This window comes from Lentzea sp. NPDC055074 (assembly GCF_053608005.1).
Genome location: NZ_JBSGUQ010000011.1, coordinates 24,337 through 44,801, shown reverse-complemented (window position 1 = coordinate 44,801; position 20,465 = coordinate 24,337). Strand labels below are relative to the sequence as shown.

The 20,465-nt window shown below is 71.2% G+C and carries 22 protein-coding genes; 6 read left to right on the top strand and 16 right to left on the bottom strand.

What is annotated here, in order from left to right:
- Window positions 1-13: 13 nt before the first annotated feature.
- Genes ACWF7A_RS24430 through ACWF7A_RS24405 form a run of 6 tightly spaced genes read right to left on the bottom strand, consistent with a single transcriptional unit; the run spans window position 14 to window position 5,820 of the window.
- On the bottom strand, window positions 14-1,201 hold the full coding sequence (locus ACWF7A_RS24430; protein WP_452252792.1) for an ABC transporter permease: 1,188 nt from the start codon (window positions 1,199-1,201) through the stop codon (window positions 14-16).
- Window positions 1,198-1,872 carry an ABC transporter ATP-binding protein gene (locus ACWF7A_RS24425; protein ID WP_452252791.1) on the bottom strand — a complete coding sequence of 225 codons (675 nt, stop codon included), beginning with the start codon at window positions 1,870-1,872 and terminating at the stop codon, window positions 1,198-1,200. The genes ACWF7A_RS24430 and ACWF7A_RS24425 overlap by 4 nt, the downstream gene beginning before the upstream one ends.
- Complete coding sequence (locus tag ACWF7A_RS24420; RefSeq protein WP_452252790.1) at window positions 1,869-2,894, bottom strand: peptidoglycan-binding protein; 1,026 nt, start codon at window positions 2,892-2,894, stop codon at window positions 1,869-1,871. The genes ACWF7A_RS24425 and ACWF7A_RS24420 overlap by 4 nt, the downstream gene beginning before the upstream one ends.
- A complete protein-coding gene (locus ACWF7A_RS24415) occupies window positions 2,891-3,430 on the bottom strand; it encodes a hypothetical protein (protein WP_452252789.1) in 540 nt (179 codons plus the stop codon). The genes ACWF7A_RS24420 and ACWF7A_RS24415 overlap by 4 nt, the downstream gene beginning before the upstream one ends.
- Window positions 3,431-3,470: 40 nt before the next feature.
- On the bottom strand, window positions 3,471-5,147 hold the full coding sequence (locus tag ACWF7A_RS24410; RefSeq protein ID WP_452252788.1) for a sensor histidine kinase: 1,677 nt from the start codon (window positions 5,145-5,147) through the stop codon (window positions 3,471-3,473).
- Entirely contained in the window at window positions 5,140-5,820 is a 681-nt protein-coding gene (locus tag ACWF7A_RS24405) for a response regulator transcription factor (protein WP_452253003.1), read from the bottom strand. Before ACWF7A_RS24405 ends, ACWF7A_RS24410 begins: the two co-directional genes overlap by 8 nt.
- A gap of 170 nt (window positions 5,821-5,990) precedes the next feature.
- Between ACWF7A_RS24405 and ACWF7A_RS24400 the strand changes: the two genes are divergently transcribed.
- Entirely contained in the window at window positions 5,991-6,740 is a 750-nt protein-coding gene (locus ACWF7A_RS24400) for a DinB family protein (protein ID WP_452252787.1), read from the top strand.
- An 11-nt stretch (window positions 6,741-6,751) separates the two neighbouring features.
- Here the strand turns inward: ACWF7A_RS24400 and ACWF7A_RS24395 are convergent, their stop codons facing one another.
- Together ACWF7A_RS24395 and ACWF7A_RS24390 are read right to left on the bottom strand one after the other, a co-directional pair.
- A complete protein-coding gene (locus tag ACWF7A_RS24395; protein ID WP_452252786.1) occupies window positions 6,752-7,414 on the bottom strand; it encodes a TetR/AcrR family transcriptional regulator in 663 nt (220 codons plus the stop codon).
- Window positions 7,415-7,500: 86 nt separating this feature from the next.
- Window positions 7,501-8,730, bottom strand: coding sequence for a hypothetical protein (locus ACWF7A_RS24390; RefSeq protein WP_452252785.1), 1,230 nt, complete (start codon window positions 8,728-8,730; stop codon window positions 7,501-7,503).
- Window positions 8,731-9,260: 530 nt separating this feature from the next.
- Here ACWF7A_RS24390 and ACWF7A_RS24385 point away from each other — a divergent pair.
- Window positions 9,261-10,166, top strand: coding sequence for a trypsin-like serine peptidase (locus ACWF7A_RS24385; protein ID WP_452252784.1), 906 nt, complete (start codon window positions 9,261-9,263; stop codon window positions 10,164-10,166).
- Between the two features lies 1 nt (window position 10,167).
- On the opposite strand, the gene ACWF7A_RS24380 is transcribed toward ACWF7A_RS24385, so the two are convergent.
- Window positions 10,168-11,508: a cryptochrome/photolyase family protein gene (locus tag ACWF7A_RS24380; protein ID WP_452252783.1), complete on the bottom strand. Its 1,341-nt coding sequence runs from the start codon at window positions 11,506-11,508 to the stop codon at window positions 10,168-10,170.
- Between the two features lie 89 nt (window positions 11,509-11,597).
- On the opposite strand from ACWF7A_RS24380, the gene ACWF7A_RS24375 reads away from it, so the two are divergent.
- Both ACWF7A_RS24375 and ACWF7A_RS24370 read left to right on the top strand, forming a co-directional pair.
- The gene (locus ACWF7A_RS24375) at window positions 11,598-12,170 is read left to right on the top strand and encodes a hypothetical protein (protein WP_452252782.1); all 573 of its coding nucleotides are present in this window, start codon (window positions 11,598-11,600) and stop codon (window positions 12,168-12,170) included.
- 11 nt (window positions 12,171-12,181) lie between these two features.
- Window positions 12,182-13,534 carry a DUF2867 domain-containing protein gene (locus ACWF7A_RS24370; protein WP_452252781.1) on the top strand — a complete coding sequence of 451 codons (1,353 nt, stop codon included), beginning with the start codon at window positions 12,182-12,184 and terminating at the stop codon, window positions 13,532-13,534.
- On the opposite strand, the gene ACWF7A_RS24365 is transcribed toward ACWF7A_RS24370, so the two are convergent.
- On the bottom strand, window positions 13,512-13,898 hold the full coding sequence (locus ACWF7A_RS24365) for an LLM class flavin-dependent oxidoreductase (protein ID WP_452252780.1): 387 nt from the start codon (window positions 13,896-13,898) through the stop codon (window positions 13,512-13,514). The genes ACWF7A_RS24370 and ACWF7A_RS24365 overlap by 23 nt on opposite strands.
- A 61-nt stretch (window positions 13,899-13,959) precedes the next feature.
- On the opposite strand from ACWF7A_RS24365, the gene ACWF7A_RS24360 reads away from it, so the two are divergent.
- Window positions 13,960-14,460, top strand: coding sequence for a methylated-DNA--[protein]-cysteine S-methyltransferase (locus ACWF7A_RS24360; RefSeq protein ID WP_452252779.1), 501 nt, complete (start codon window positions 13,960-13,962; stop codon window positions 14,458-14,460).
- A gap of 4 nt (window positions 14,461-14,464) precedes the next feature.
- On the opposite strand, the gene ACWF7A_RS24355 is transcribed toward ACWF7A_RS24360, so the two are convergent.
- From ACWF7A_RS24355 to ACWF7A_RS24330, 6 genes are read right to left on the bottom strand one after another with little or no spacing between them, the layout of a single operon-like run.
- Window positions 14,465-15,199, bottom strand: coding sequence for an adenylyltransferase/cytidyltransferase family protein (locus ACWF7A_RS24355; protein WP_452252778.1), 735 nt, complete (start codon window positions 15,197-15,199; stop codon window positions 14,465-14,467).
- The gene (catC, locus tag ACWF7A_RS24350; RefSeq protein ID WP_452252777.1) at window positions 15,196-15,483 is read right to left on the bottom strand and encodes a muconolactone Delta-isomerase; all 288 of its coding nucleotides are present in this window, start codon (window positions 15,481-15,483) and stop codon (window positions 15,196-15,198) included. The genes ACWF7A_RS24355 and catC overlap by 4 nt, the downstream gene beginning before the upstream one ends.
- Window positions 15,484-15,485: 2 nt before the next feature.
- Window positions 15,486-16,604: a muconate/chloromuconate family cycloisomerase gene (locus ACWF7A_RS24345; protein WP_452252776.1), complete on the bottom strand. Its 1,119-nt coding sequence runs from the start codon at window positions 16,602-16,604 to the stop codon at window positions 15,486-15,488.
- The gene (gene catA, locus ACWF7A_RS24340; protein ID WP_452252775.1) at window positions 16,601-17,428 is read right to left on the bottom strand and encodes a catechol 1,2-dioxygenase; all 828 of its coding nucleotides are present in this window, start codon (window positions 17,426-17,428) and stop codon (window positions 16,601-16,603) included. Before catA ends, ACWF7A_RS24345 begins: the two co-directional genes overlap by 4 nt.
- Window positions 17,429-17,435: 7 nt before the next feature.
- Complete coding sequence (locus ACWF7A_RS24335; RefSeq protein WP_452252774.1) at window positions 17,436-18,980, bottom strand: 4-hydroxyphenylacetate 3-hydroxylase family protein; 1,545 nt, start codon at window positions 18,978-18,980, stop codon at window positions 17,436-17,438.
- Between the two features lie 2 nt (window positions 18,981-18,982).
- On the bottom strand, window positions 18,983-19,549 hold the full coding sequence (locus ACWF7A_RS24330; protein ID WP_452252773.1) for a flavin reductase family protein: 567 nt from the start codon (window positions 19,547-19,549) through the stop codon (window positions 18,983-18,985).
- 109 nt (window positions 19,550-19,658) lie between these two features.
- Here ACWF7A_RS24330 and ACWF7A_RS24325 point away from each other — a divergent pair, with 109 nt between their 5' ends.
- Entirely contained in the window at window positions 19,659-20,456 is a 798-nt protein-coding gene (locus ACWF7A_RS24325; RefSeq protein WP_452252772.1) for an IclR family transcriptional regulator domain-containing protein, read from the top strand.
- The last annotated feature ends 9 nt before the right edge of the window (window positions 20,457-20,465 follow it).

Sequence of the window (20,465 nt, the reverse complement as noted above, 5' to 3'; positions counted from 1 at the left end):
CACGCGGTGTTTCTCACGGCGCGGCGAGCGCCTCCGTCGGGGTGAGCCGTGAGGCCCGCACGGCCGGGTAGACCCCGGCGATCACGCCCGTGACGACGGCCGCCCCGAGCCCCGCGAGCACCATCCCCGCCGGGATCACCGCAGGCCAGTCGTGCACGAACGCGTACCCCGCCGTGCCGGTGAGCCCCAGGACCACGCCCGCGGCACCGCCGAGCACGCACAGCACGACCGACTCCGTCAGGAACTGCGTCCTGATCTGCCCCCGGTGAGCGCCCAGCGCGCGGCGCAGCCCGATCTCGCGCCTTCGCTCCAGCACGGAGATCACCATGGTGTTCGCGACCCCGATGCCGCCGACCAGCAACGCCACCCCGGCGAGGCCGAGCATCAGCGCCGAGAAGGTGTTCTCGGTGAGCCTCTTGGCCGTGAGCGCGTCGGACGGGCGGCTGACCCGCACCTGTGAGGGCTGCTGCGGGTGGACGGTCTGCGGCAGGACGGCCCGCACGTCGTCGATCGCCGGCTCGTCCGCGCGCAGGTAGAGCACGGTGGGCCGCTGGTCGAAGCCGAGGGTCTCCGCGGACTCCCAGCCGACCAGCGCCGACCGTTCGACCTCCGGCGCGAGCGGCAGGGGAGCGAGGATCCCGATCACCGTGAACCACGTGTCGTTGATCCTGACCTGCGCGTCCGGCGCGGTGACGCCGAGCCGTGCCGCCGCGACGTCGCCCAGCACGACGGTCGGGAACGCCGACGTGGCCTGGCTGAGGAACGTGCCGGTCCGGACCTGGCCGTGGAGGGTGTCGAGGAGGTTGAGCCTGGCCGCGAGCACCGTCAGCCCGGACGTCTCCGAGTCCGGGATCCGGTCGGAACGGCGGATCACGGCGTGGGTGTTCGCGACGGCTCTGACGTCGTGGGCAGGTCCGATGCGCTCGACCATCGCGGTGGAGTCCGGCGGAAACGAGGCGGGCTCGTTGCCGAGACCGGTGGCGGCCTCGGCGCGCAGCAGGTTGGTGCCCAGCGCGGCGAGCTCCTCCATCAGCGCGGCACGGCTCGACGCCGGGATGCCGGTGACCACGACGAGGGTGGCGATGCCGATCGAGATGCCGAGCGCGGACAGCACGGCCCGCATCGGCCGGGTCCGCAGCGGGGAGAGGCCGAGCAGGAGGAGGTCGGCGGGGCCGAGCCGGGTGGGTCTGACGTCGCTCACGCCGGCACCTCCGCCCGGATGCGGCCGTTCCGGATCTCCACCTGGCGCGGCAGCCGGGCCGCCACCTCCCGGTCGTGGGTGATCACCGCGAGCGTGGTGCCCTCGCGGTTCAGGTCGAGCAGCAGGTCCAGCACCGCGCCACCGGTGGCCGTGTCCAGCGCCCCGGTCGGTTCGTCGGCGAGCACCAGGGCGGGGCGGTTCACCACGGCACGGGCGATCGCGACGCGCTGGCGTTCCCCACCCGACAGCTCGTGCGGACGGTGCCGGAGCCGATGCCCGAGGCCGACGCGGGTCAGCGCCTCGGTCGCCATCGCGGCGCGCCACCTGCGCGGGGTGCCGGCGTAGAGCAGGCCCGTCGCGACGTTGTCGATGGCGGTGAGCCCGTCCGCGAGGTGGAACTGCTGGAACACGAAGCCGATCCGCCGCCCGCGCAACGCGGACAGCCGCCGGTCGGACAGCGTGGAGATGTCGTGCCCGTCCAGCATCACCGTGCCGCTCGACGGGCGGTCGAGGGTGCCGAGCAGGTGGAGCAGCGTCGACTTGCCCGACCCCGACGGACCGACGATCGCGGCGGCCTCACCCGCGTGCAACGTCAGGGAGACACCGTCCAGGGCGCGCACGCCGCCCGCGTACTCCTTGACGGCGTTGACGATCTGCAGGACCGGGGTCACGACGTCGTCACCACCTGCATGCCCTCGCTGACGCCACCGCCGCTGATCTCCACGAGGCCACCGGCGAACAGACCCGTCTTCACCGCCACTAGTCCCTGTGCCGTCTGCACCGCGTACCCGCCCTCCCGCAACGCCAGCAGCGCGGTCACCGGCACGGCCAGGACTCCCTGCCGCGCGGTGCTCGTCAGCCGCAGGCGCACCGGGCCCGAGTCGAACTCGCCGACCTCGGTGTCCAGGCCGATGTCCACGGCGATCACCGGGGTCTCCTCGCCGTTGCCGTTCTTCTCCGACTTGGCCTCCGTGCCCACCGACCGCACGGTTCCGGTGGTCTCGGTGCCGTTGGGCAGCACGACGGTGACCTTCAGGTCCTTCTTGAACACTTCGGCCTGCCGCGCGTCGATCGAGGCGTCGACGGCCTTGCCCGTCGCGGTCACGCTCATCAGCGGGCCCTCGCCGGACGCCGACAGCTTCGCGGTGACCGCCTCGACGCGGACCTTCCCGGACAGCACCACGACGTCACCGGGGTCGAGCACACCGGTCTCCTCGACCTTCTCCGCCTTCTGCCACCGCTTGACCGCGTCGACGGTGGCCTGCGTGAGCTCGTCCGGGGCGCCGCCGCCGAGCTCGTACCCGAGCGCGCCCAGGTTGTCCTTCACGGTCTTCACGTCCGGCCCCTTGACGCCGGCCTTGTCGAGCTTGCGCCACAAAGGCGTGTCACCGAAGAACAACCACACCGGCCGGTTGTCCACTTTGTACACAGTGCCGCCGCGATCGACGGACGCGCCGGGCGCCGGGAGCCACGTGAGGGTGCCGGGACGGCGTCCCGTCACCTCCTGCGAGGCGCCGAAACCGAGCGTGGCCTTGAACTCCCGCACGTCGGTCAGGTCGGTCTTCACCACGGCGACGGTCTTCGGCGCCGGGGGTGGTGCGGTCCGGGCGGGGGCGCGGCGCGTCCAGGTGAGCGCCACGACGCCCGCGACCAGGACCACGACGACGACTCCGCCGATGATCCACCTCTTCACTTACGGCCTCCGCCGAAGACTTCCTGCTCGCAGTCCTTCTCGATCTTCAGGCGCTCCTCGTGCGGCAGGGTCTGCTCACCGTCGTAGGTCCAGCTGCCGGGCTCGGTCTCGATGACCTTCATGCCGCGGCTGTTGAGGCACTGGACGTTCTTGTGCCAGTTGTCCTTGAACGTCGGGTTGTCGGAGTCCATCTCCCAGGGCGGCAGCGGCCACTTCTTGGCGCACGCCTTCCACGCCTCGTCGCTGTACTGCGCCGGCCGCAGGGTGCCCGCGGGTCCGGGGCCGGTTCCCGTCGCGTTCGGGTCGTTCTCGGCGAGGCACAAGGTGTGCGCGTCGTAAAACCGCTTCTTCTCCTCCTCCGTCATGTCCATGCGCAACCGCGGCTGCTCACCGTCGGACGGTGGCGCGGCCGCGTTGGAGGACGGGGCGACGACCTCGGACGACTGCAGGGACGCGACGTTCGAGGGAGGGGCCGCGGCCTGGCTGCACGCGGACAGCAGCAGCACGGCGGCGCCGATCACCAGCCTGGGGTTCATGGCGGCGATGCTGCCGGGCGGTTGTGAGGAAGATGTGCGCTCAGCGTGCCGGGAGCGTGATCGTGAACGTCGTCCCGCGCCCGACCTCGCTCTCCACCGCGATCGTGCCCCCGTGCGCGCTCACCAGGGCGTGCACGATCGCCAGCCCGAGCCCGCTGCCGCCGGTGTCACGGGTGCGGGAGCGGTCCGCGCGCCAGAACCGGTCGAACACGTGCGGCAGGTCCTCGGCGGAGATCCCGGACCCCGTGTCGCTCACGACGATCCGGCCGTCCCGCGCGGACAGCCGGACGGTCCCGTCCGCCGGCGTGTGGCGGAAGGCGTTCGTGACGAGGTTCGTCAGCACCTGCCGCAGCCGCACCGGGTCCGCCGTCACGACGCCGCCGCCCTCGGCGACCAGCCCGGGATGGGCGGCGGCCAGCTGGTCGAACAGCTCCCGCAGGTCGACGGCCTCGGGGTGCAGCCGCAGCTCGCCGGCGTCGGCCTGCGCGAGGTCCTGCAGGTCGTCGATCAGGTGCTGCAGCACCAGCGCCTCGTCGAGCAACGACGTGAGCGTCGGGCGGTCCAGCTCGACCAGGCCGTCGCGCGCGCCCTCGAGCCAGCTGCGGATCGTGCCGAGCGGGTTGCGCAGCTCGTGCGAGATGTCGCTGGTCATGGCCTTGCGCTGGGCGTCGGTGCGGGCGCGGTGCGCCGCCATGTCGTTGAACGCCCGCGCGAGCTGGCCGATCTCGCTGCGCGAGCGGATGTCGACCTGCGCGTCGTCGCCATGCCGCAACCGTTCCGCGGCGGCGGTGAGCGTGCGCAACGGCCTCGTCATCCGCAGCGCGACCAGCACGCTCACACCGACGGTGAGGACCAGCACGATCCCGGCGACCAGCGCGATCCGGCCGACGTCGAAGTTCACGACGGTCGCCTGGGTGGTCTTGCCGGCCGGGTCGGTGACGAACAGGAGCGCGGGCGGTGCCACGTAGGGCCGAAGCTGGGCCCGGCGCGCGCTCGCGAGGCACTCGGAGCCGCCCGCGACGGGCTGCCAGTTCGCGTTCATCCTGAGCTCCTCGGCGGGCAGTCCGCGCTGGCGCAGGCACTCGTCGAGGCGCAGGCCGAGGTCGTTGAACGCGGCCGACTCGCCGAGCGTGAGCGTGCTCAGCCGGGTCTCGACCTCCTCGCACGCGGTGGTGGTGGGAGCGGCGGTTGTCCTGTCCACGTTCACGATCGGACGCCCCCAGGGCGTGGTCGCCGTGCTCAGCTGCTCCGCGGCGCCACGGCACCGCGCCTGGAACAGCTGCGCGTCCTCGGCCAGGCTCCCCTTCTCGCGGTCGGTGAGCTGGAACGGGCCCGCGATCCGCGCGTCGATCCGGTCGGCGGGGGAGTCCGGGGCCAGCGCGAGGTCCAGCTCCAGCGGGTCGACCACCGCGGACGGCAGGGCGGGCAGCTGACCGGGGTCGAGGTTCGCGCCGGTGTCGGCGATGACCTTCCGGTCGGCCGTCGTGAGGATCAGCCGGCTCCTGGACCGCGGCAGCGTGACGCCGTTCCAGTCGCGGTGCTCGACGGCGAACGTCACCAGCTCCCGGTAGGTCGCCGCGTCGCCCGCCAGCGCGTTGCCCAACTCCTGCCGGATCGACGTCGAGGTGCTCTGGGCGGCGAGCCACGCGGTCGCGGTGATCGAGCAAAGGGCGACGAGCACGGACGCGGCCAGCAGCCGCGCCAGGACGCTATGCACCGGAGCCGTCCACCAGCTTGTAGCCGACGCCGTGCACGGTCAGCAGGTACGCGGGCCTGCGCGGGTGGACCTCGATCTTCTTGCGCAGGTTCATGACGTGCGCGTCGATGGTGCGCGCGGTGATGTAGCCGTCGAGCCCGTGCACGGCGCTGAGCAGCTGCGCGCGGCTGAACACGCGGCCGGGACTCACCGCCATCGTGTGCAGGATCCGGAACTCCGACGCGGTGCACTCGACCGCGCCGCCCCGCACCTCCACCTCGTGGCGGTCGGCGTCGACGCGCAGATCGCCGAGCGTGATGGCGTTCGTCACCGGGCGCTGGACCCGGCGCAGCAACGTGCGGACGCGCGCCACGAGTTCACGCGGGCTGTACGGCTTGGTGACGTAGTCGTCGGCGCCGAGGTCGAGCCCGTGCAGCAGATCGTCCTCTGTGGACCTCGCGGTGAGCATGAGCACCGGCACGTCCGTCTCGTTGCGCAACGTCCGCACGACTTCCAGCCCGTCGAGCTTCGGCATCATCACGTCGAGGACGAGCAGGTCGGGCGGGTCGCGGCGGACCTCGTCGAGCGCGGCGGCTCCATCGTGGACGATCCGCACCCGGTAGCCCTCCTGGCGCAGGTACCGCCCGAGCATGTCGGCCTGCATCACGTTGTCCTCGGCCACCAGCACGCACATGCCCATGCGTCGCAACATAGTCACTCGTGCCGCCGCCGCACGGGACGAGGACTCCTTCCGCACAGGATCCGCACAACTGGACCTTCTCGGGGATGCCGCTACCTAGTGGTGTGAACGGGTGTCCGTGCAACACAGGCGACACGGGGTGCGGCTGTGAAATGGTCGCACCCATGCCCACCTTCAGCGAGTCCGACGACCTGCGCGGTGCCACGTTCACCGACGTGAGCCTGCACGGCGCGAGGTTCACACGAACCGACCTCTCCGGTGCCGTGATGCGGGCCGTGGACATCGGCGGTGCCGACATCGACGCCCCGTGGCTGCTCGACGGCCACGGCACCCTGCTGGTCAACGGCGTCGACGTGGCCCCGCTGGTCGACGCCGAGCTCAACCGGCGCTTCCCCGGCCGTGACGAACGGCGTGCCGCCCACCCGGACGCGGTGCGCGGCGCGTGGAGCAAGGTCGAGGCCGCCTGGGACGCGGCTCTGCGCCGCGCGGCCGAGATGCCGCCCGGCACCGTGGACGTCTCGGTCGACGGCGAGTGGTCGTTCGCCCAGACCGTCCGCCACCTGATCATGGCCACCGACACGTGGCTGCGCGGCGCGGTGCTGGGAGTCGAGAAGCCCTACCACCCGCTGGGCGTGCCGAACGCCGAGTACGAGACCGACGGCTACGACCCGTCGGTCTTCGCCCCGGGCACCCCGCCCTACGCCGAGGTCCTGGAGGTCAGGGCGGGGCGGGTGGCGATGGTGCGCGACTTCCTCGCCACGGCGGACGAGGCGGCGCTGGCCGTGCCGCGCACGAACCCGTGGAGCGCCGAGCACACGGTGTCCACGTTGTCGTGCCTGCACACGATCCTCGAGGAGGAGTGGGGACACCTGCGGTACGCCACCCGCGACCTCGACGCCATCGAGGCGCGGTAGCCCGTCCGTCGTCAGTGCTGACTGAGCCCGTGTGCCGACTCGCCGCGCACTGCGGGCAGACCCGTGGCGGTCGCCGCGACGAAGTGGCGCAGCGCCGGTCCGAACGGCGGGAACACGGCGGCGATCTCCGGCTTCCTGGCGAACAGCTCGGCCGGGGCCGCCGGGGGTGGGTGACCGGGTGGAGCCTGCCGACGAACGCCCCCCGCCGCGAAGAGCACTGACGCGTCCTCGGTCAGCTCGTGGCCCGAGCGGGCGACCTGCCCGCCCACCCGCGCGTACGTGCCGATCGCCCACCGCTTGCAGGTGTGGAGCTCGTCGAGCGAGACGTTGTGCTCCAGCATCGTCTCCGCGTGGCTGATCAGGTCGCAGTACAACGGCCGTCGCGCGAACGAGTCCGCGAGCACGCCCGCCATCTGGTCGACGCCCGCGGCGTCGCGCGGCCCGCTGGTGACCGCGTCCGCCCACTCGGTGCCGTTGCGCATCGTGAGCTGCAGGTAGATCTCCTCGCGGGTGCCGAAGTAGCGCAGCACGTTCGACTTCACCAGGCCGACCGCGTCCAGCGCGTCACCACCCGGAAGGCCGTCCTTCGTGATTCCCGACCCGCGCCCCCCGGCCACGACATCTCCGGGCGCCGCGTCCACTTCCCGCCGCGGTTGCTCGCGCTCCTGCGGCACGGCCCGCGCATGGTGTGGCAGGGGACGGACATCTTCCACGACGAGGTGGCTTCGTCCGGGGAGGCAGGCCTCCCCGGACGTCACTTCTAGGCCGCGTGCCAGACGCCGGCGTCGGAGATCCACGCACCGGTGCGTGCCAGCGTCTTCCGGTCGAGGACGCGGTAGCTGGTGGTGTCCTTGTCCCACTGGGTGAACAACGGGAACAGGTCGGCCGCCGCGTGCTGCCGGTAGACGATGACGACCTCGTTGACGAGCGCTTTGGGGTCGTTGCTGAGGATCGTGCTGTGCTCCAGCGCGTCGGTGTGGCGCTTGGCCAGCATGGTCTTGTCGATCGGAACGATGGCGCCGCCGGGGAGCAGCACCCGGCCGTTGACGCCGTACCGGGCGCGGACCGGGGCCTTCGGGTCGACGTTGTCGTCGACGAACACCGCGCCCATGTCGCTGCTCTGCGCCAAGCGCAGGCGGGTGAACTTGCTGCGGTACTCGCGCAACCTGTCGGCGTCGGGCTTGTCCAGCGAGGAGAGGGCGGCGAAGACCTGGGAGTCGGTCTCGGTGGGCGCGGGCGTGAACACGACCACGGCCTCGTCGTAGGGCTTGAGCTGCTTCAGGATCGGACGGGCCGAGGTCAGCAGGGTGCCGCTGAGGTCGTGCAGGCCCAGCTCGTCCTTGCGGTTGGCGCTGCCGGGGCCGGAGAAGAAGTTGGCCGGGTCGGTGCGGGCGAGGATGCCGCCCGGTGCCCGGTCGAGGTAGATCTGCCGCTCCTTCGCGGGGTCCTTGCGGTCGTGCCGGTTCATGATGCCGAACGTGCCACCGCGGCCCCTGGCGTTGACCTGGCGTGCGGTCATCCGGTTGGCGGTGAACACAGTCGCCCAGTCCTCCAAGGCCTCCCGTCGCTTGACCTCGGCCCACCACGCGCTGATCTGCGTCGCCCGCGCGGCCCACGTCGTCCCGGAACCGCCGAGTGCGTGCAACCCCGCTTCGGACAACCGCTGCTCGGTCGCGACCTGCGCCTGCCTGCGCTCCTCGGCCAGCTTGGCCTGCTCGGCGAGCCACTGCTTGTCGGTGCGGCGCTTGAAGTCCGTCTCGACCTTCGCGTAGTCGGCCTGGGGCAGCAGCTGCGGACTCGCCTTGGCCAGCATCTCCAGGACCTGGCGGAAGTCCTCCTCCGGCAGCTCGTCGGTGTACTCGCGGTAGACGGGGTTGATCCGGTCTTCCACCGGGTCGAAGGCCAAGCCTCCGGCTTCGAGCAACTTGAGCAGCGCGGGCGCGGCGTCCTCGCCCACGGCCCGGACCCACTTGCGCCGTTCGATCTTCATGCACCATCTCCTGCCGTCGGATGACCATGGACAGGATCTGGTCGGCTTGATCGTCCGTTACCGCCGCCGGGCCAGATTCGCTCGAACGCCGCGAAGTCGGATCGAGGTGGAAACCACGCGCAGGCAACGGTTTCCGGCGCCTTGGTCGTCAGCGGGCCTCGCTGAGCCGGACGGGCTCAGGGGGCGAACCGGCCGGCACCGCTGGTCGCGGGGAGTCTGGAGGCTCGGCCGGGGCCGTCAGTACGTGACAACCGCGTTCCCCGGCCGAACCTGATCAAACTCTGTACGAGGTCGAGGGCCCCGCACAGAGTCTTTGGCCCTCGCCGGCCGGGATCTCGTGCGGGAAGCGCATCACCTGTTCCGGCGCCTCGGCAGCGCACCAGGCGATCTTCGAATACACCGAGCGCTGGTACGACACCCGCCGCAGGCACTCCAGCCCTGGGGCGGAGCAGCTCACTCGTGCCGCCGCCGCAAGGGATGAGGACTCCTTCCGCACAGGATCCGCAAGACTGACTGCCACGGTCGGCTCCATGCGAATACTGAGTGTCGTCGCGTTGCTGCTCCTCGGCGTGCCGGGCGTGGCAGCGGCTTCCCCCACCGGTTCGGACGTGGTCGTGCACGATCTCGACACGAACGGCGTGGCGGCCTACTGGACCCCCGAACGCGTCGCGGCGATGCCGACCGGACCGTCCGCACCACCCGGAACGCCCGCCGTGGACGACTCGACCGGCGCCCCCGCCCCGACCAGCCGGAGCATCGGCCGCCTGTTCTTCGTCGACCGCGACGGCGAGGACTCGAGCTGCACGGCGACGGTCGTGGTGAGCGCCAACAGGCGCACCGCGGTGACCGGCGGGCATTGCGTTCACACGGCGAACCTGGCGGGCTTCGACCCCCAGTGGCATTCGAAGATGCTGTTCGTGCCGGGGTTCCGCGACGGCGCCCGGCCGTTCGGCGAGTACGTGGTGCGCAGGGCGATCGTGCACCAGACGTGGATCACCGACGACCAGCGGTCCGAGTTCGACCAGGCGTTCCTGGTGCTGGACAGGCCGTCGCCCGTGAGCGAGCACATCGCGTTCGACCGGCCAGCGGACCGGTTCGCGCGCGAGTACGGGTACCCGCGTTCGGCCGGGCAGCCCGGTCACCAGGGCCGGCCGGAGTTCACCGGTCAGCGGCTCGCGCAGTGCTGGGGCGTTTCCGCCCTCAACGCCGGCAGCTCTAGGGAGAACCTGTGGGGTGTGCCCTGCGACATGGGCGGCGGCTCCAGTGGCGGACCCCGGATCAGCGGGAACGCGGTCGTGGGCGTGAACGTCCAGAGCTTCTTCCAGGACGTGAACGGCCGGGAGTGCCCGATCGGCCAGTGCCTGCGGCACCTCGGCGGAGCGCAGTTCACGACGAAGATCACGGCGCCGCTGTACCAGCGCGCGCAGTGGAGCTAGCTCAGCGCTTGCGGCGGGCCGCCGCGAACCTGTCGGCCGCCTCCCGCAGGTCCACGATCGGCGCCGGGTAGTCGAGCGCCTTGAACTCCTCCTCGGGCAGAGTCCAGGGTTCGTGCACGTGCGCGGGGTCCACGTCGGCCAGTTCGGGCAGGTAGCGCTTCACGTACGCGCCGTCGGCGTCGTAGCGCTTCGCCTGCGCCACCGGGTTGTGCACGCGGTTCGGCCGGGTGTCGGTGCCCGTGCCCGCGACCCACTGCCAGTTCATCTGGTTGTTCGCGAGGTCGCAGTCCACCAGCAGGTCGACGAAGTGCTGGGCGCCGCGCCTCCAGTCCAGGTACAGGGTCTTGCACAGGAAGCTCGCCGTGACCAGGCGGGCGCGGTTGTGCATCCAGCCCTCCTGGGAGAGCTGGCGCATCCCCGCGTCGACGATCGGGTAGCCGGTGCGGCCGTCCCGCCACGCCTCGAAGTCGCGTTCCGAGCGACGCCAGCGGTCGTCGCGGGTGCGGTAGTCCTTCGTGGCGGACTCGGGGCGGGCGGCCAGCACCTGGTGGTGGAAGTCGCGCCACGCCAGCTGGCGGGTGTAGGCGCGGGCACCCTCGGACGCGGTGCCGACGCGGTCCAGCAGCTCGGTCACCGACACCGTGCCGAAGTGCAGGTGCGGGGAGAGGTGCGAGGTGGCGTCGTCGGCCATCGCGTCGTGCACCTCGGCGTAGTCGTCCACGCCCGTGCGCGCCCAGCTCGTCATCAGCTTGCGGCCCACGGTCTCGCCACCCGCGGCGACGTCCGGGGACGGGGTTCCGGCGTTCAGGTCCGGCAGTTCGGTGCTGATCCTGGGCGTGGTCAACGTGGCTGGTGCGCGCAGGACACCGCGCCGGTGCACGGTCTCCCACTTGCGGAAGTAGGGCGTGAACACCGCGAAGTGGTCACCGCCGCCGGACGGGGTGAGGGAGAGCGGCGGCACGGCGTTGATCGAGGCGTCGTGCACGTGCAGGTCGACGCCGAGCTCGCGCAGCGCCTCTTCCCGGCGGCGGGCGTGGTTGCTGACGTCGGCGGCGACGTGCACCTCGGTGACGTCGTGCTCCCGGACGATCCGGGCGACCTCGTCGGCGAGCGCTCCCCGGCGCACCACCAGCCTGCTGCCGCGTTCCCGCAGCGCCGCGTCCAGGTCGGCCAGGCAGTCCGTGAGGAACGAGGCGCGGTTGGCGTTGAAGAACGACGACGAGACGATCGCGTCGTCCACCACGAACAACGGGACGCACCGGTCCGCCGTGGACGCGGCGTGCAGTACCGGGTTGTCGTGAACCCGCAGGTCACGGGTGAACAGGGCGATCGACGTCCTCATCGGACAGCGGTACCCGGCGGACCGGGCCCGCAACCGCGCGTCACCTGTTCGTGGTTCGACGGTTGCGCGGACTCGGAAACGGGCAAGTCATGCGGGTGACGATCGACCACGGCGAACCTCAGCACCTCGACCGCGAGGCGCAGGAGTTACTCGACCCGCACCACCACCGCGCGAGCCTGCACGTCGGCGACCAGTTCGTCGTCGATCCGGGCCAGGTCCTCGAGAACGTCGCGATGGCGATGGAACGGCTCGACCTCGACACCAGCACACCGGTCAGCATCGAGGAGGACGTCGCCACCCTCGAGGAGCTCGTCGCGGTGGTCGACCACTTCGGCAGGGGAGCGGAGCTCGTCGCCCACACCCTCAACACCGCGGCCCGCGTGATGAACGCCCGCTACCCCGCGGATCTCGTCCACCACCCGCTGCCCTCCGACTGCGACCTGCGCCGGCTGTTCCACGCCGACGTGGACGAGCGCAGCCAGGACACCGCGCGGGCGCTGTTCAACCGGCGACTCGCGCGCAGCACGGACGTCCGGGAGACTGAGATCGCCGTCGACCTGGACGAACTCACGTCGCAGCAACGCATCGAGGTGTTCATGGCCGTGTTCTTCCTGTACGGGACCAAGGTCGGCGCGTTGCAGAACCGGACCGGCATCCGATGAGGTGTCTCGTCATGGGCGCGACCGGCCACCTCGGCTCCCGTCTCGTGCCGGAGCTCCTGGCGCACGACCACGAGGTGGCCGTCCTGGTGCGCGACCGCGCCCAGTCGACGAGGTTCCCCACCAACGTGATGGTGCACATCGGCGACGCCACGGACCCGCACGCGGTCCGGGAGGCGCTGGCGGGCCAGGACGTCGTGTACTTCCTCGTCCACTCGCTGGACCGGCCGGACTTCGCCGACGTCGACCGCGGGGCCGCCGCCGTGCTGGTGGCCGCGGCGGCGGAGGCCGAGGTGCGCCAGATCGTCTACGTCGGCGGACCGCGTCCCGGTTCTTCCGGCCTCTCCGATCATCTCGCCTCCCGGGCCGAGGTCGGCGACGTCGTGACCGCCGGTCCGGTGCCCGCACTCGTCCTGCAGGCCCCGATGATCATCGGCGCCGGTTCGACGAGCTTCGAGCTGCTGCGGTCGTCCGCACGCGTGATCCCGTGGGTGCCGGTACCGTCCTGGATGCACAACTCCAGCAGGCCGGTCGCCGTCGACGACGTCGTGCACTTCCTGGTGGCCGCCGCGCACCTCACCGAACCGGTCGACGGCGTGTACGACGTCGTCGGCCCGGAGAAGCTCAGCTACCTCGAACTGGTGCAGCGGTGCGCGCGGGTCCTGGGCCTGCCGGTCCGGCTGCCGCTGCCCTCACCCCTGTGGTCGCACAAGCTCGCGGCCCAGGTCGCCGGGCTCGTGACGCCGGTGTCGGCGATGGTCGCGGAACCGCTGTTCGCGTCGCTGGACCACGACCTGTCGGAGTCCGGCCCGTCCGCCACCGACGTGCTGCCGCCGCCTCCCGCCGGCATGACGAGCGTCGACAACGCCATCCGCGCCACGACCGGCCAGGAGACCGTCCACACCGACGGCGAGGTCTTCACCGAGGAACGGACCGTGCTCACCGACGCGTCACCGCAGGACGTGTGGAGCGCGGTCAACACCCTGGGAGGCGACGACGGCTGGCACACGATCCCTCTGGTGTGGACGGTCCGGGGAGCGATCGACCACCTCTTCGGCGGCGTCGGGCTCTACCGGGGCCGGGCACCCGAGATCGCGGAGGGCGACGTCGTCGACTTCTGGACCGTGGTCCACCGCGACGACGAGGCGAGGCGGCTCGTGCTGCGCGCGGACATGAAGATGCCCGGACACACGCTCCTCGACATGCGCGTCGACCGTCAGGGCGACCGCACGCGCTACCGGCAGAAGGTCACGTTCACCGCCGACGGGCTGCTCGGCCGGGTGTACTGGCTGGCGCAGAAACCGTTGCACGACATCGTGTTCGCCACGATGGCGAGCGGGATCGTCAGGAAGGCCTCGGCGGCGTGACGGTGAGGTCGGGCGCGAGAGAGACGACCGGTTCGTAGCTGCGGCGGCGGTCGGCGTGGTGGTGGATCGGCGAGGTGATCATCAGCTCGGGCGTGCCGGTCTCGTCGAGCACGGCCTGGAGCCCGCGCGCAACCGCGGCCGGGCCGACGCGCAGCCGTGAGGTCACCGCCGCGAGGTGTGCGACGAGCACGGCCGGCGCGGCGCTGGCGACCCCGCGCATGCCGTGGTGCTCCGGCACCCAGTACCGGTGGAACCCCAGCTCATCCGCCAGTTCCGCGAGATCGACGGTGGTGCTCAACGCCTCGCGCGGCGTCGAGCCCCGCACGATCGGCGACGTGTCCAGCACCGACGACCGCGGCCCCATCTGCGGGAGGCTACGGTGGCGGCCTGATCCCGGACACCGAGCACCACCGGAGCACCCCAGGATGCACGTGCACCACACCGTCGTCGACTCACCGGTCGGACCGCTCACCCTCGTCGCGGAGGGCGAGTCGCTGCTGGGCCTCTACTTCGACGGCCACCTGCGCACCCCGCGCCTGACCGACCTCGGCCCGCGCACGGACACGGGGTTCGACGAGGCGCGCCGCCAGCTGGACGAGTACTTCGCCGGGCAGCGACGGGAGTTCGACCTCGACCTGGCGCCTCGCGGTTCGGCGTTCGAGCGCAGCGTGTGGAAGCTCCTGACGGCGATCCCCTACGGAGAGACCCGAACCTACGGGCAGTTGGCCGCCGAGCTCGGCGACCCGGCGGGCGCTCAGGCCGTGGGCAACGCCAACGGCTGGAACCCGATCAGCATCATCGTTCCCTGCCACCGCGTGGTCGGCGCGCGCGGCAGCCTCACCGGGTACGCGGGCGGCCTGACGCGCAAGCGGTTCCTGCTGGAGCTGGAAGAACCTCCCGCGGAGGAGGACGGCCGCCTCTTCTGACCGGTCAGAGCCGGTCCAGGAACTCGACCGCGGCGGGCCCGTCAGATCCGGTCACCAGCACCGCCCCGGACACCACGACCAGCCGGACGAGCCGATCACCGAGCGTCCCGAGGTACTGCCCGTCCGGCGGCGACGCGGTCCCCGGTGGCACGGTGACGACACCGTCGGACAGCACACCGTCCACCCGGTGCGGCCTCCCGAGCACGGCCGCGGCGGCGCGGACGTCGCCGTCCCGCACCAACTTCCGCACCCGAGTCGACGAACACCCGTCCACCAGGTCGACGCCGAACGCCGGAAGTCCCAGCTCCCGCAACGTCTCCACGGTCCCGGCCCCGCGGTGCCCGAACGTGAAGTTCGTCCCGACCACCACGGCCTCGGCGTGCAGCGCCCCGGCCAACACCTCCGACACGAACGCGGCGGGTGACAGCGCGGCGAGCGAGCGGGTGAACGGCAGCACCAGGATCGCCTCGACCCCCAGGGCGTGCCCGAGCTGGGCACGCCGGTCGACGGTGCTCAGGGTGGACGTGTCGCGCGCCAGCCCGAGCACGCGGGCGGGATGCGGGTCGAACGTCACCAGCACCACCGGCCGAGACCCCGCGACCTCCCGGGCGGCCGAGATCAGGTGGGCGTGCCCGCGGTGGACGCCGTCGAACACCCCGATCGTGACCACGCACCCCGGCCAGTCCGGCGGGACGTCCGCCACCGACCGCCACACCAGACCTTCCCGGACGGCCGTCATGGCTGGGCCGCCAGATCGGACGGATGTGTCGCCAGCGGCGTCACCTGCACCTTCATGTACTCCCACAGCGGCAACGACGACAGGAACGCGTGCAGCTCGTCGTTGGACGGCACGTCGAAGACGCTGATGTTGCTGTACTGCCCGACGACGCGCCACAGATGCGGCCACACGCCCAGTTTCTGCAGCTCCAGCGCCTGTTCCTTCTCGGCACGCACCAGTTCGGCGCGGTCGTTGGGGTCCATGTCGTGGGGCAGGGAAACGTCCATCCGCACGTGGAAGAGCACGGTCACCTCCTGGTGAAGGCCGCGACGGCCGCGGGGTCCAGCTCGACGCCGAGCCCCGGGCCGACCGGCAGGTGCAGGTCGCCGCCGTCATAGCGCAGCGGCGTGGCCAGCAGCTCCTCGCGCATGAGCAACGGCCCGAACAGCTCGCTGCCCCACGTCACCGCCGGGGAGGCGCAGGCGAGGTGCAGCGACGCCGCCGTGCCGACCGGGCTCTCGATCGAGGTGCCGCCGTGACAGGGAATACCCGCCGCGGCCGCGATCGAAGCGATGGCCGCCGTGGCGCGCAGCCCACCGGACTTGGTCGTCTTCAACGAGAACACGTCCGCCGCCCGCAGACCCGCGAGCCGCAGGGCGTCCGACGGCGTGCGCAGCGACTCGTCCGCCATCACCGGGATCGGCAGCGCCCGGTTGATCTCCGCGAGCCACTCGACCTCGGCCCCCGGTACGGGCTGCTCGACCAGCTCGACCCCCGCGTCGGCGAGCATCGGCAGGTGGCGCAACGAGGTCAGCCGGTCCCAGCGCGCGTTGAGGTCGATCCGCACGCCCGCGACGTCCCGCAGCTTCTCCGCGATCACGCACACCCGGCGCACGTCGTCGGCCGGGTCCTGCGCGCCCATCTTGAGCTTGAAGCTGCGGTGCCCGAGATCGAGCTTCGCCATCGCCTCGTCGATGACGACGTCCGCAGGCTCGGTGCCGAGCGCCCACGTCACCGGGATCGACGTCCGCGCGAGCCCGCCGAGCAGCGTGTGCACCGGTACGCCCAGCGACCGCGCCCACGCGTCGTGCAGCGCGACCTCGACCGCGGCCTTGGCGTAGAGGTTCGCGTTCACCACGTCGTTGACGGCCCGCAGGATCCCCGCGATGTCGTCGACCCGGCGGCCCAGCAGCAGCGGGGCGATGTACTGGTCCACGACCACCTTCATGGTCTCGACCGACTCACCGCCCCACCACGGCCCGCCCGGCACGACTCCCTCGCCGAGGCCGACCGCCCCGCCCGCGGTGCGGACTTCGACGAGCAGCACGGGCTGCGCGTCCATCCCGGTGCGGGCGAAGCGGTGCGGCCGGACGAGCGGGACGTCGAGCAGAACGGTGTCCACGCCGTCGATCACGAGATCGTTCATGCCGGCTCGAGCACGAAGTCGTAGGACACGCGCTGGTCGGCCGGGGTCAGGACGAGCTCGGGCTTCACGGCCTCGGCGACGTCGCTGTCGACGTACTCACCGCCCGCGAAGTAGAGCTGCGTGGTGATCGGCCGATGCCCAGGAGCGCGCACGACGAGGTGCAGGTGCGCGGGCCGCCACGGGTGCCAGCCGGCCGCGTCGATCAGTCGCCCGGTCGGTCCGTCGGTCGGGATCTGGTACGGCGCGGGCTGCACCGTGGTGATCTCGAACCGGCCCTCCGCGTCCGCCGTCACGACCGCGCGCAGGTTCCCGTCCGGGATGCCCGGTGCGAACCCCGAGTAGTAGCCCTCGGAGTCGGCGTGCCAGACGTCCAGTTCGGCCCCGGCCAGCGGCAGCCCCGCCAGGTCGGTCACGCGCCCGGAGAACACCAAGGGCGAGCCCTGTTCGTCGGCGCGCATCGGCAGCGTCGCCACAGCGGGCAGCGACACCTGGTCCGGCAGGTAGTACGGCCCGAGGATGCTGCCCTTGGTGCCGTCCTGCGTGCGTGCGGCGACCTCCTCGACGACGTGCTCCACGAACACGTCCAGGAACAACGGCCACTCGCCGCCCTCGCCGAGGTCCATCAGCCACTGCTTCGCGGCCTGGAACTCGGCGTAGGTGACGGCGTGGGCGCGGATCGCCTCGTGCACGCCCCGCAGCACGGCGGTGGCCACAGTGGACACCCGCTCGGGCGAGACCTCGACGGAAGACCGCGTGGTGGAGCGGAAATTGGCGCTGGCGGACGCGCCGGAGTCAGCTGCGGTGGGGGAGTGAACGGCAGTCATCGGGAGGTCACCTTCCGTTGAGGGAGGTCGCGCCGGGGTTGAAGAGGTCGGGAACGGTCCAGCCGTTCAGGTCGTACTCGGCCATGCACTGCTCGGCGAACCCCTTCATGGAGTCGGCCATGCCGGACTGCTGTGCGGCGAACAACATCTCGGCGCGCACACCCTCGTGGTTGCCGGAGTAGTTGCGTTCGTAGAGCTCGTGCCGGCCGCCGAACTCGCTGCCGATCGAGTCCCAGATGAGCTTCATCAGCTTCACGCGCTCGACGGCGTCCATGCCGTTCGAGCCGCGCACGTACTTGTCGAGGTACGGCCGCGTCTCGTCGGACATGAAGTCCTTCGCGGACGACGGCAGGTAGATCAGCGCGGAACCCATGTCCTGCATGATGATCTCGCGGATCCGCGGGTAGCCGACGGTCATGAACCACCGGTAGGCGAGGCCGAAGTCCAGGTGCGGCAACACCGCGCCGTCGACCCACTCGTCGGGACGAGCGCACATCGCCTCGGACAGCGCGTGGAACAGGTTGCGCCACCCGATGACCTCGCCGACGCGGGTCTGGATGCCGCGGAAGTCCTTGACACCGGTGGCTTCCACGCCCTTCAGCAGCAGGCCGGCGATGAAGTCGAGCTTCACCGACAGCCGCGTGACGCCGTGGAACGTGAAGCGGTGCAGGAACCCGGAACCGGGGAAGAACGTGCTGGCCTTCTCGGCGTCGCCGTAGATGAAGACGTTCTCCCACGGGATCTTCACGCGGTCCAGCACGAAGATCGTGTCGTTCTCGTCGAACCGCGACGACAGCGGGTAGTCGAACGGGCCGGTGGTCTTGTCGACGTTGGCGGAGTAGGAGTTGCGGCAGATCAGCTTCATGCCCGGCGCGCCCATCGGCACCGTGCACACGAGCGCGAACTCGCGCTTCTTGATCGGCAGGCCGTAGTGCGCGATGAAGTTGTAGTTCGTGATCGCCGACCCGGTGGCCACGACCTTCGCGCCGGACACGATCAGGCCGTCGTCGCGCTCCTCCTCGACGTGCATGAACACGTCGCTGACCTCGTCGGGGTTGCGGTCGCGGTCGACGGGCGGGTTGATGATCGCGTGGTTCCAGTACAGGACCTTCTCCTGCGACTCCTGGTACCAGCGCCTCGCGTTGTCCGCGAAGGGGTTGTAGAAGTCGGCGTTGGCGCCCAGGGTCCCGAGGAACGCGGCCTTGTAGTCGGGGCTGCGGCCCATCCAGCCGTAGGTCATGCGAGCCCACTCCGCGATGGCGGCGCGGTCGGCGTAGAGGTCGGCGCTGCTGCGGGGAGTGCGGAAGAACGGGTGCGTGAAGCCGCTGCTGCCGGTGTCGGTCGGCGCTGTCAGCACGGCCTGCTTGTCCGGGTCGTGCAGCGCGTCGTAGAGACGGGCGGTCATCCGGACGGAGTTGCGGAACGCGGGGTGGGTCGTGACGTCGCCGACCTTCTCGCCTCCGAGGAAGATCTCGCGTCCGTCCCGGATGGACTCGATGTACTCCTCGCCGGTCATCGGCCGGGTCGTGCGTTGCTGCTGCTGCGTGGTCATGCCTAACCCTTCAGGGTTGAAGTGGTTCGCAGTGGGGCGAAGCCGGAGCCGAACCACCCGATGTCCGGGCAGTCGACCGAGCTCATCCAGTGGTCCGCGGTGCGTCCGGCGATCTCGCGGAACGCACCACCGAAGAACAGCAACGGATCGGCGTCGCTGGTGCTGAGGTGTGCGACCTCCCCGATGACGATCAGGTGGTCGCCGCCGTCGTACGTGCGCCAGGGCAGGCACGAGATGGTCGCGGCGGTGCCGAGCAGAACGGGGGCGGTCGGCCCGTCGGCCCAGCGGGGTGCGGGTCGCCCCTGGGGACGGCCCGCGAAGGTCCAGGCCGCGTCGATCTGGTCGGCGGCGAGGACGTTGACGGCGAACGGTTTGTCGTCGAGGAACCGGCAGGCCTTGGACTCGCGGGTCAGCGTGACCTGGCACAGCGCCGGTTCGAGCGAGACGGCCGTGAAGGCGTTGACGGTCGCGCCGTGCGGCTCTCCGTCGTCGTTGCGGCAGGTCACCACGGTGACGCCGGTGGCGAACCTGCCGAACCCGTTGCGGATTGTGCGGTGATCCAGAGTCATCTCCCGCTCCTCCTGTACGCTAAGCGTACAAGCTGTACGCTTTGCGGTTACATGAGGGTGCACCGGCGGTGCGGCCGTGTCAACGGTGGTGGTGCGGAAAGATGGGGCGATGACCAGCGGGCCGGACGAGCGCGACTTCATCCAGAGCATCGAGCGCGGGTTCGCGGTGCTGCTCGCGTTCGACGAGGAACGGGTCAGCCCGACCCTGGCCGAGCTCGCCGCCGCGACGAACCTCTCGCGCCCGGCCGTGCGCAGGATTCTCCTCACGCTGCAACGGCTCGGCTACGTCCGCAACGACGGCACGAAGTGGACGCTGTCGCCTCGGGTGCTGAGCATCGGGCAGCACTACTCGGCGTCGCACGCGATGATCGAGATCGCCCAGCCGCACCTGCTGGAGCTGTCGGCCAGGACGGGCGAGTCGGCGTCACTGGCCGAACTGGACGGACGCGACGTCGTCTACGTCGCCCGCGTGCCGGTCCGGCGGATCATGAGCATCAACGTGTCCGTCGGCACCAGGGTCCCGGCGTTCGCGACGTCGATGGGGCGGGTGCTGCTCGCCTGGGCACCGGACGCCGTCGTCGACGAGGTCGTCGCGGGAGGTCTGCCCGCGCTCACCCGGCACACGGTCACCGGGGGCGACGCGTTCCGCGCCGCACTGCGGCAGGTTCGCTCGGACGGGTGGTCGATCGTGGCGGAGGAGCTGGAGATCGGGCTGCTCTCGGTGTCCGCGCCCGTCCGCGACCGCGCCGGGGAGGTGGTCGCCGCGCTCGCGTCCTCCACCTCCGTGGGGCGATCATCTGTGGAGGAGGTCCGCGGCGAGGTGGTGCCGTTGCTGCTCGACGCCGCGGAACGGATCAGCGCCGACCTGGGCCACAAGGGCTCCGCCCGGCGTGAGGGCTTCTACTGACGGCTACTC

Bases quoted from the DNA above. Each gene is read 5' to 3' on its own strand.
- ACWF7A_RS24415 (WP_452252789.1), bottom strand. From the start codon at position 3,430: ATGAACCCCAGGCTGGTGATCGGCGCCGCCGTGCTGCTGCTGTCCGCG.
- ACWF7A_RS24405 (WP_452253003.1), bottom strand. From the start codon at position 5,820: ATGTGCGTGCTGGTGGCCGAGGACAACGTGATGCAGGCCGACATGCTC.
- ACWF7A_RS24400 (WP_452252787.1), top strand. From the start codon at position 5,991: ATGCCCACCTTCAGCGAGTCCGACGACCTGCGCGGTGCCACGTTCACC.
- ACWF7A_RS24390 (WP_452252785.1), bottom strand. From the start codon at position 8,730: ATGAAGATCGAACGGCGCAAGTGGGTCCGGGCCGTGGGCGAGGACGCC.
- ACWF7A_RS24385 (WP_452252784.1), top strand. From the start codon at position 9,261: ATGCGAATACTGAGTGTCGTCGCGTTGCTGCTCCTCGGCGTGCCGGGC.
- ACWF7A_RS24380 (WP_452252783.1), bottom strand. From the start codon at position 11,508: ATGAGGACGTCGATCGCCCTGTTCACCCGTGACCTGCGGGTTCACGAC.
- ACWF7A_RS24375 (WP_452252782.1), top strand. From the start codon at position 11,598: ATGCGGGTGACGATCGACCACGGCGAACCTCAGCACCTCGACCGCGAG.
- ACWF7A_RS24370 (WP_452252781.1), top strand. From the start codon at position 12,182: ATGGGCGCGACCGGCCACCTCGGCTCCCGTCTCGTGCCGGAGCTCCTG.
- ACWF7A_RS24365 (WP_452252780.1), bottom strand. From the start codon at position 13,898: ATGGGGCCGCGGTCGTCGGTGCTGGACACGTCGCCGATCGTGCGGGGC.
- ACWF7A_RS24360 (WP_452252779.1), top strand. From the start codon at position 13,960: ATGCACGTGCACCACACCGTCGTCGACTCACCGGTCGGACCGCTCACC.
- ACWF7A_RS24355 (WP_452252778.1), bottom strand. From the start codon at position 15,199: ATGACGGCCGTCCGGGAAGGTCTGGTGTGGCGGTCGGTGGCGGACGTC.
- ACWF7A_RS24345 (WP_452252776.1), bottom strand. From the start codon at position 16,604: ATGAACGATCTCGTGATCGACGGCGTGGACACCGTTCTGCTCGACGTC.
- catA (WP_452252775.1), bottom strand. From the start codon at position 17,428: ATGACTGCCGTTCACTCCCCCACCGCAGCTGACTCCGGCGCGTCCGCC.
- ACWF7A_RS24335 (WP_452252774.1), bottom strand. From the start codon at position 18,980: ATGACCACGCAGCAGCAGCAACGCACGACCCGGCCGATGACCGGCGAG.
- ACWF7A_RS24330 (WP_452252773.1), bottom strand. From the start codon at position 19,549: ATGACTCTGGATCACCGCACAATCCGCAACGGGTTCGGCAGGTTCGCC.
- ACWF7A_RS24325 (WP_452252772.1), top strand. From the start codon at position 19,659: ATGACCAGCGGGCCGGACGAGCGCGACTTCATCCAGAGCATCGAGCGC.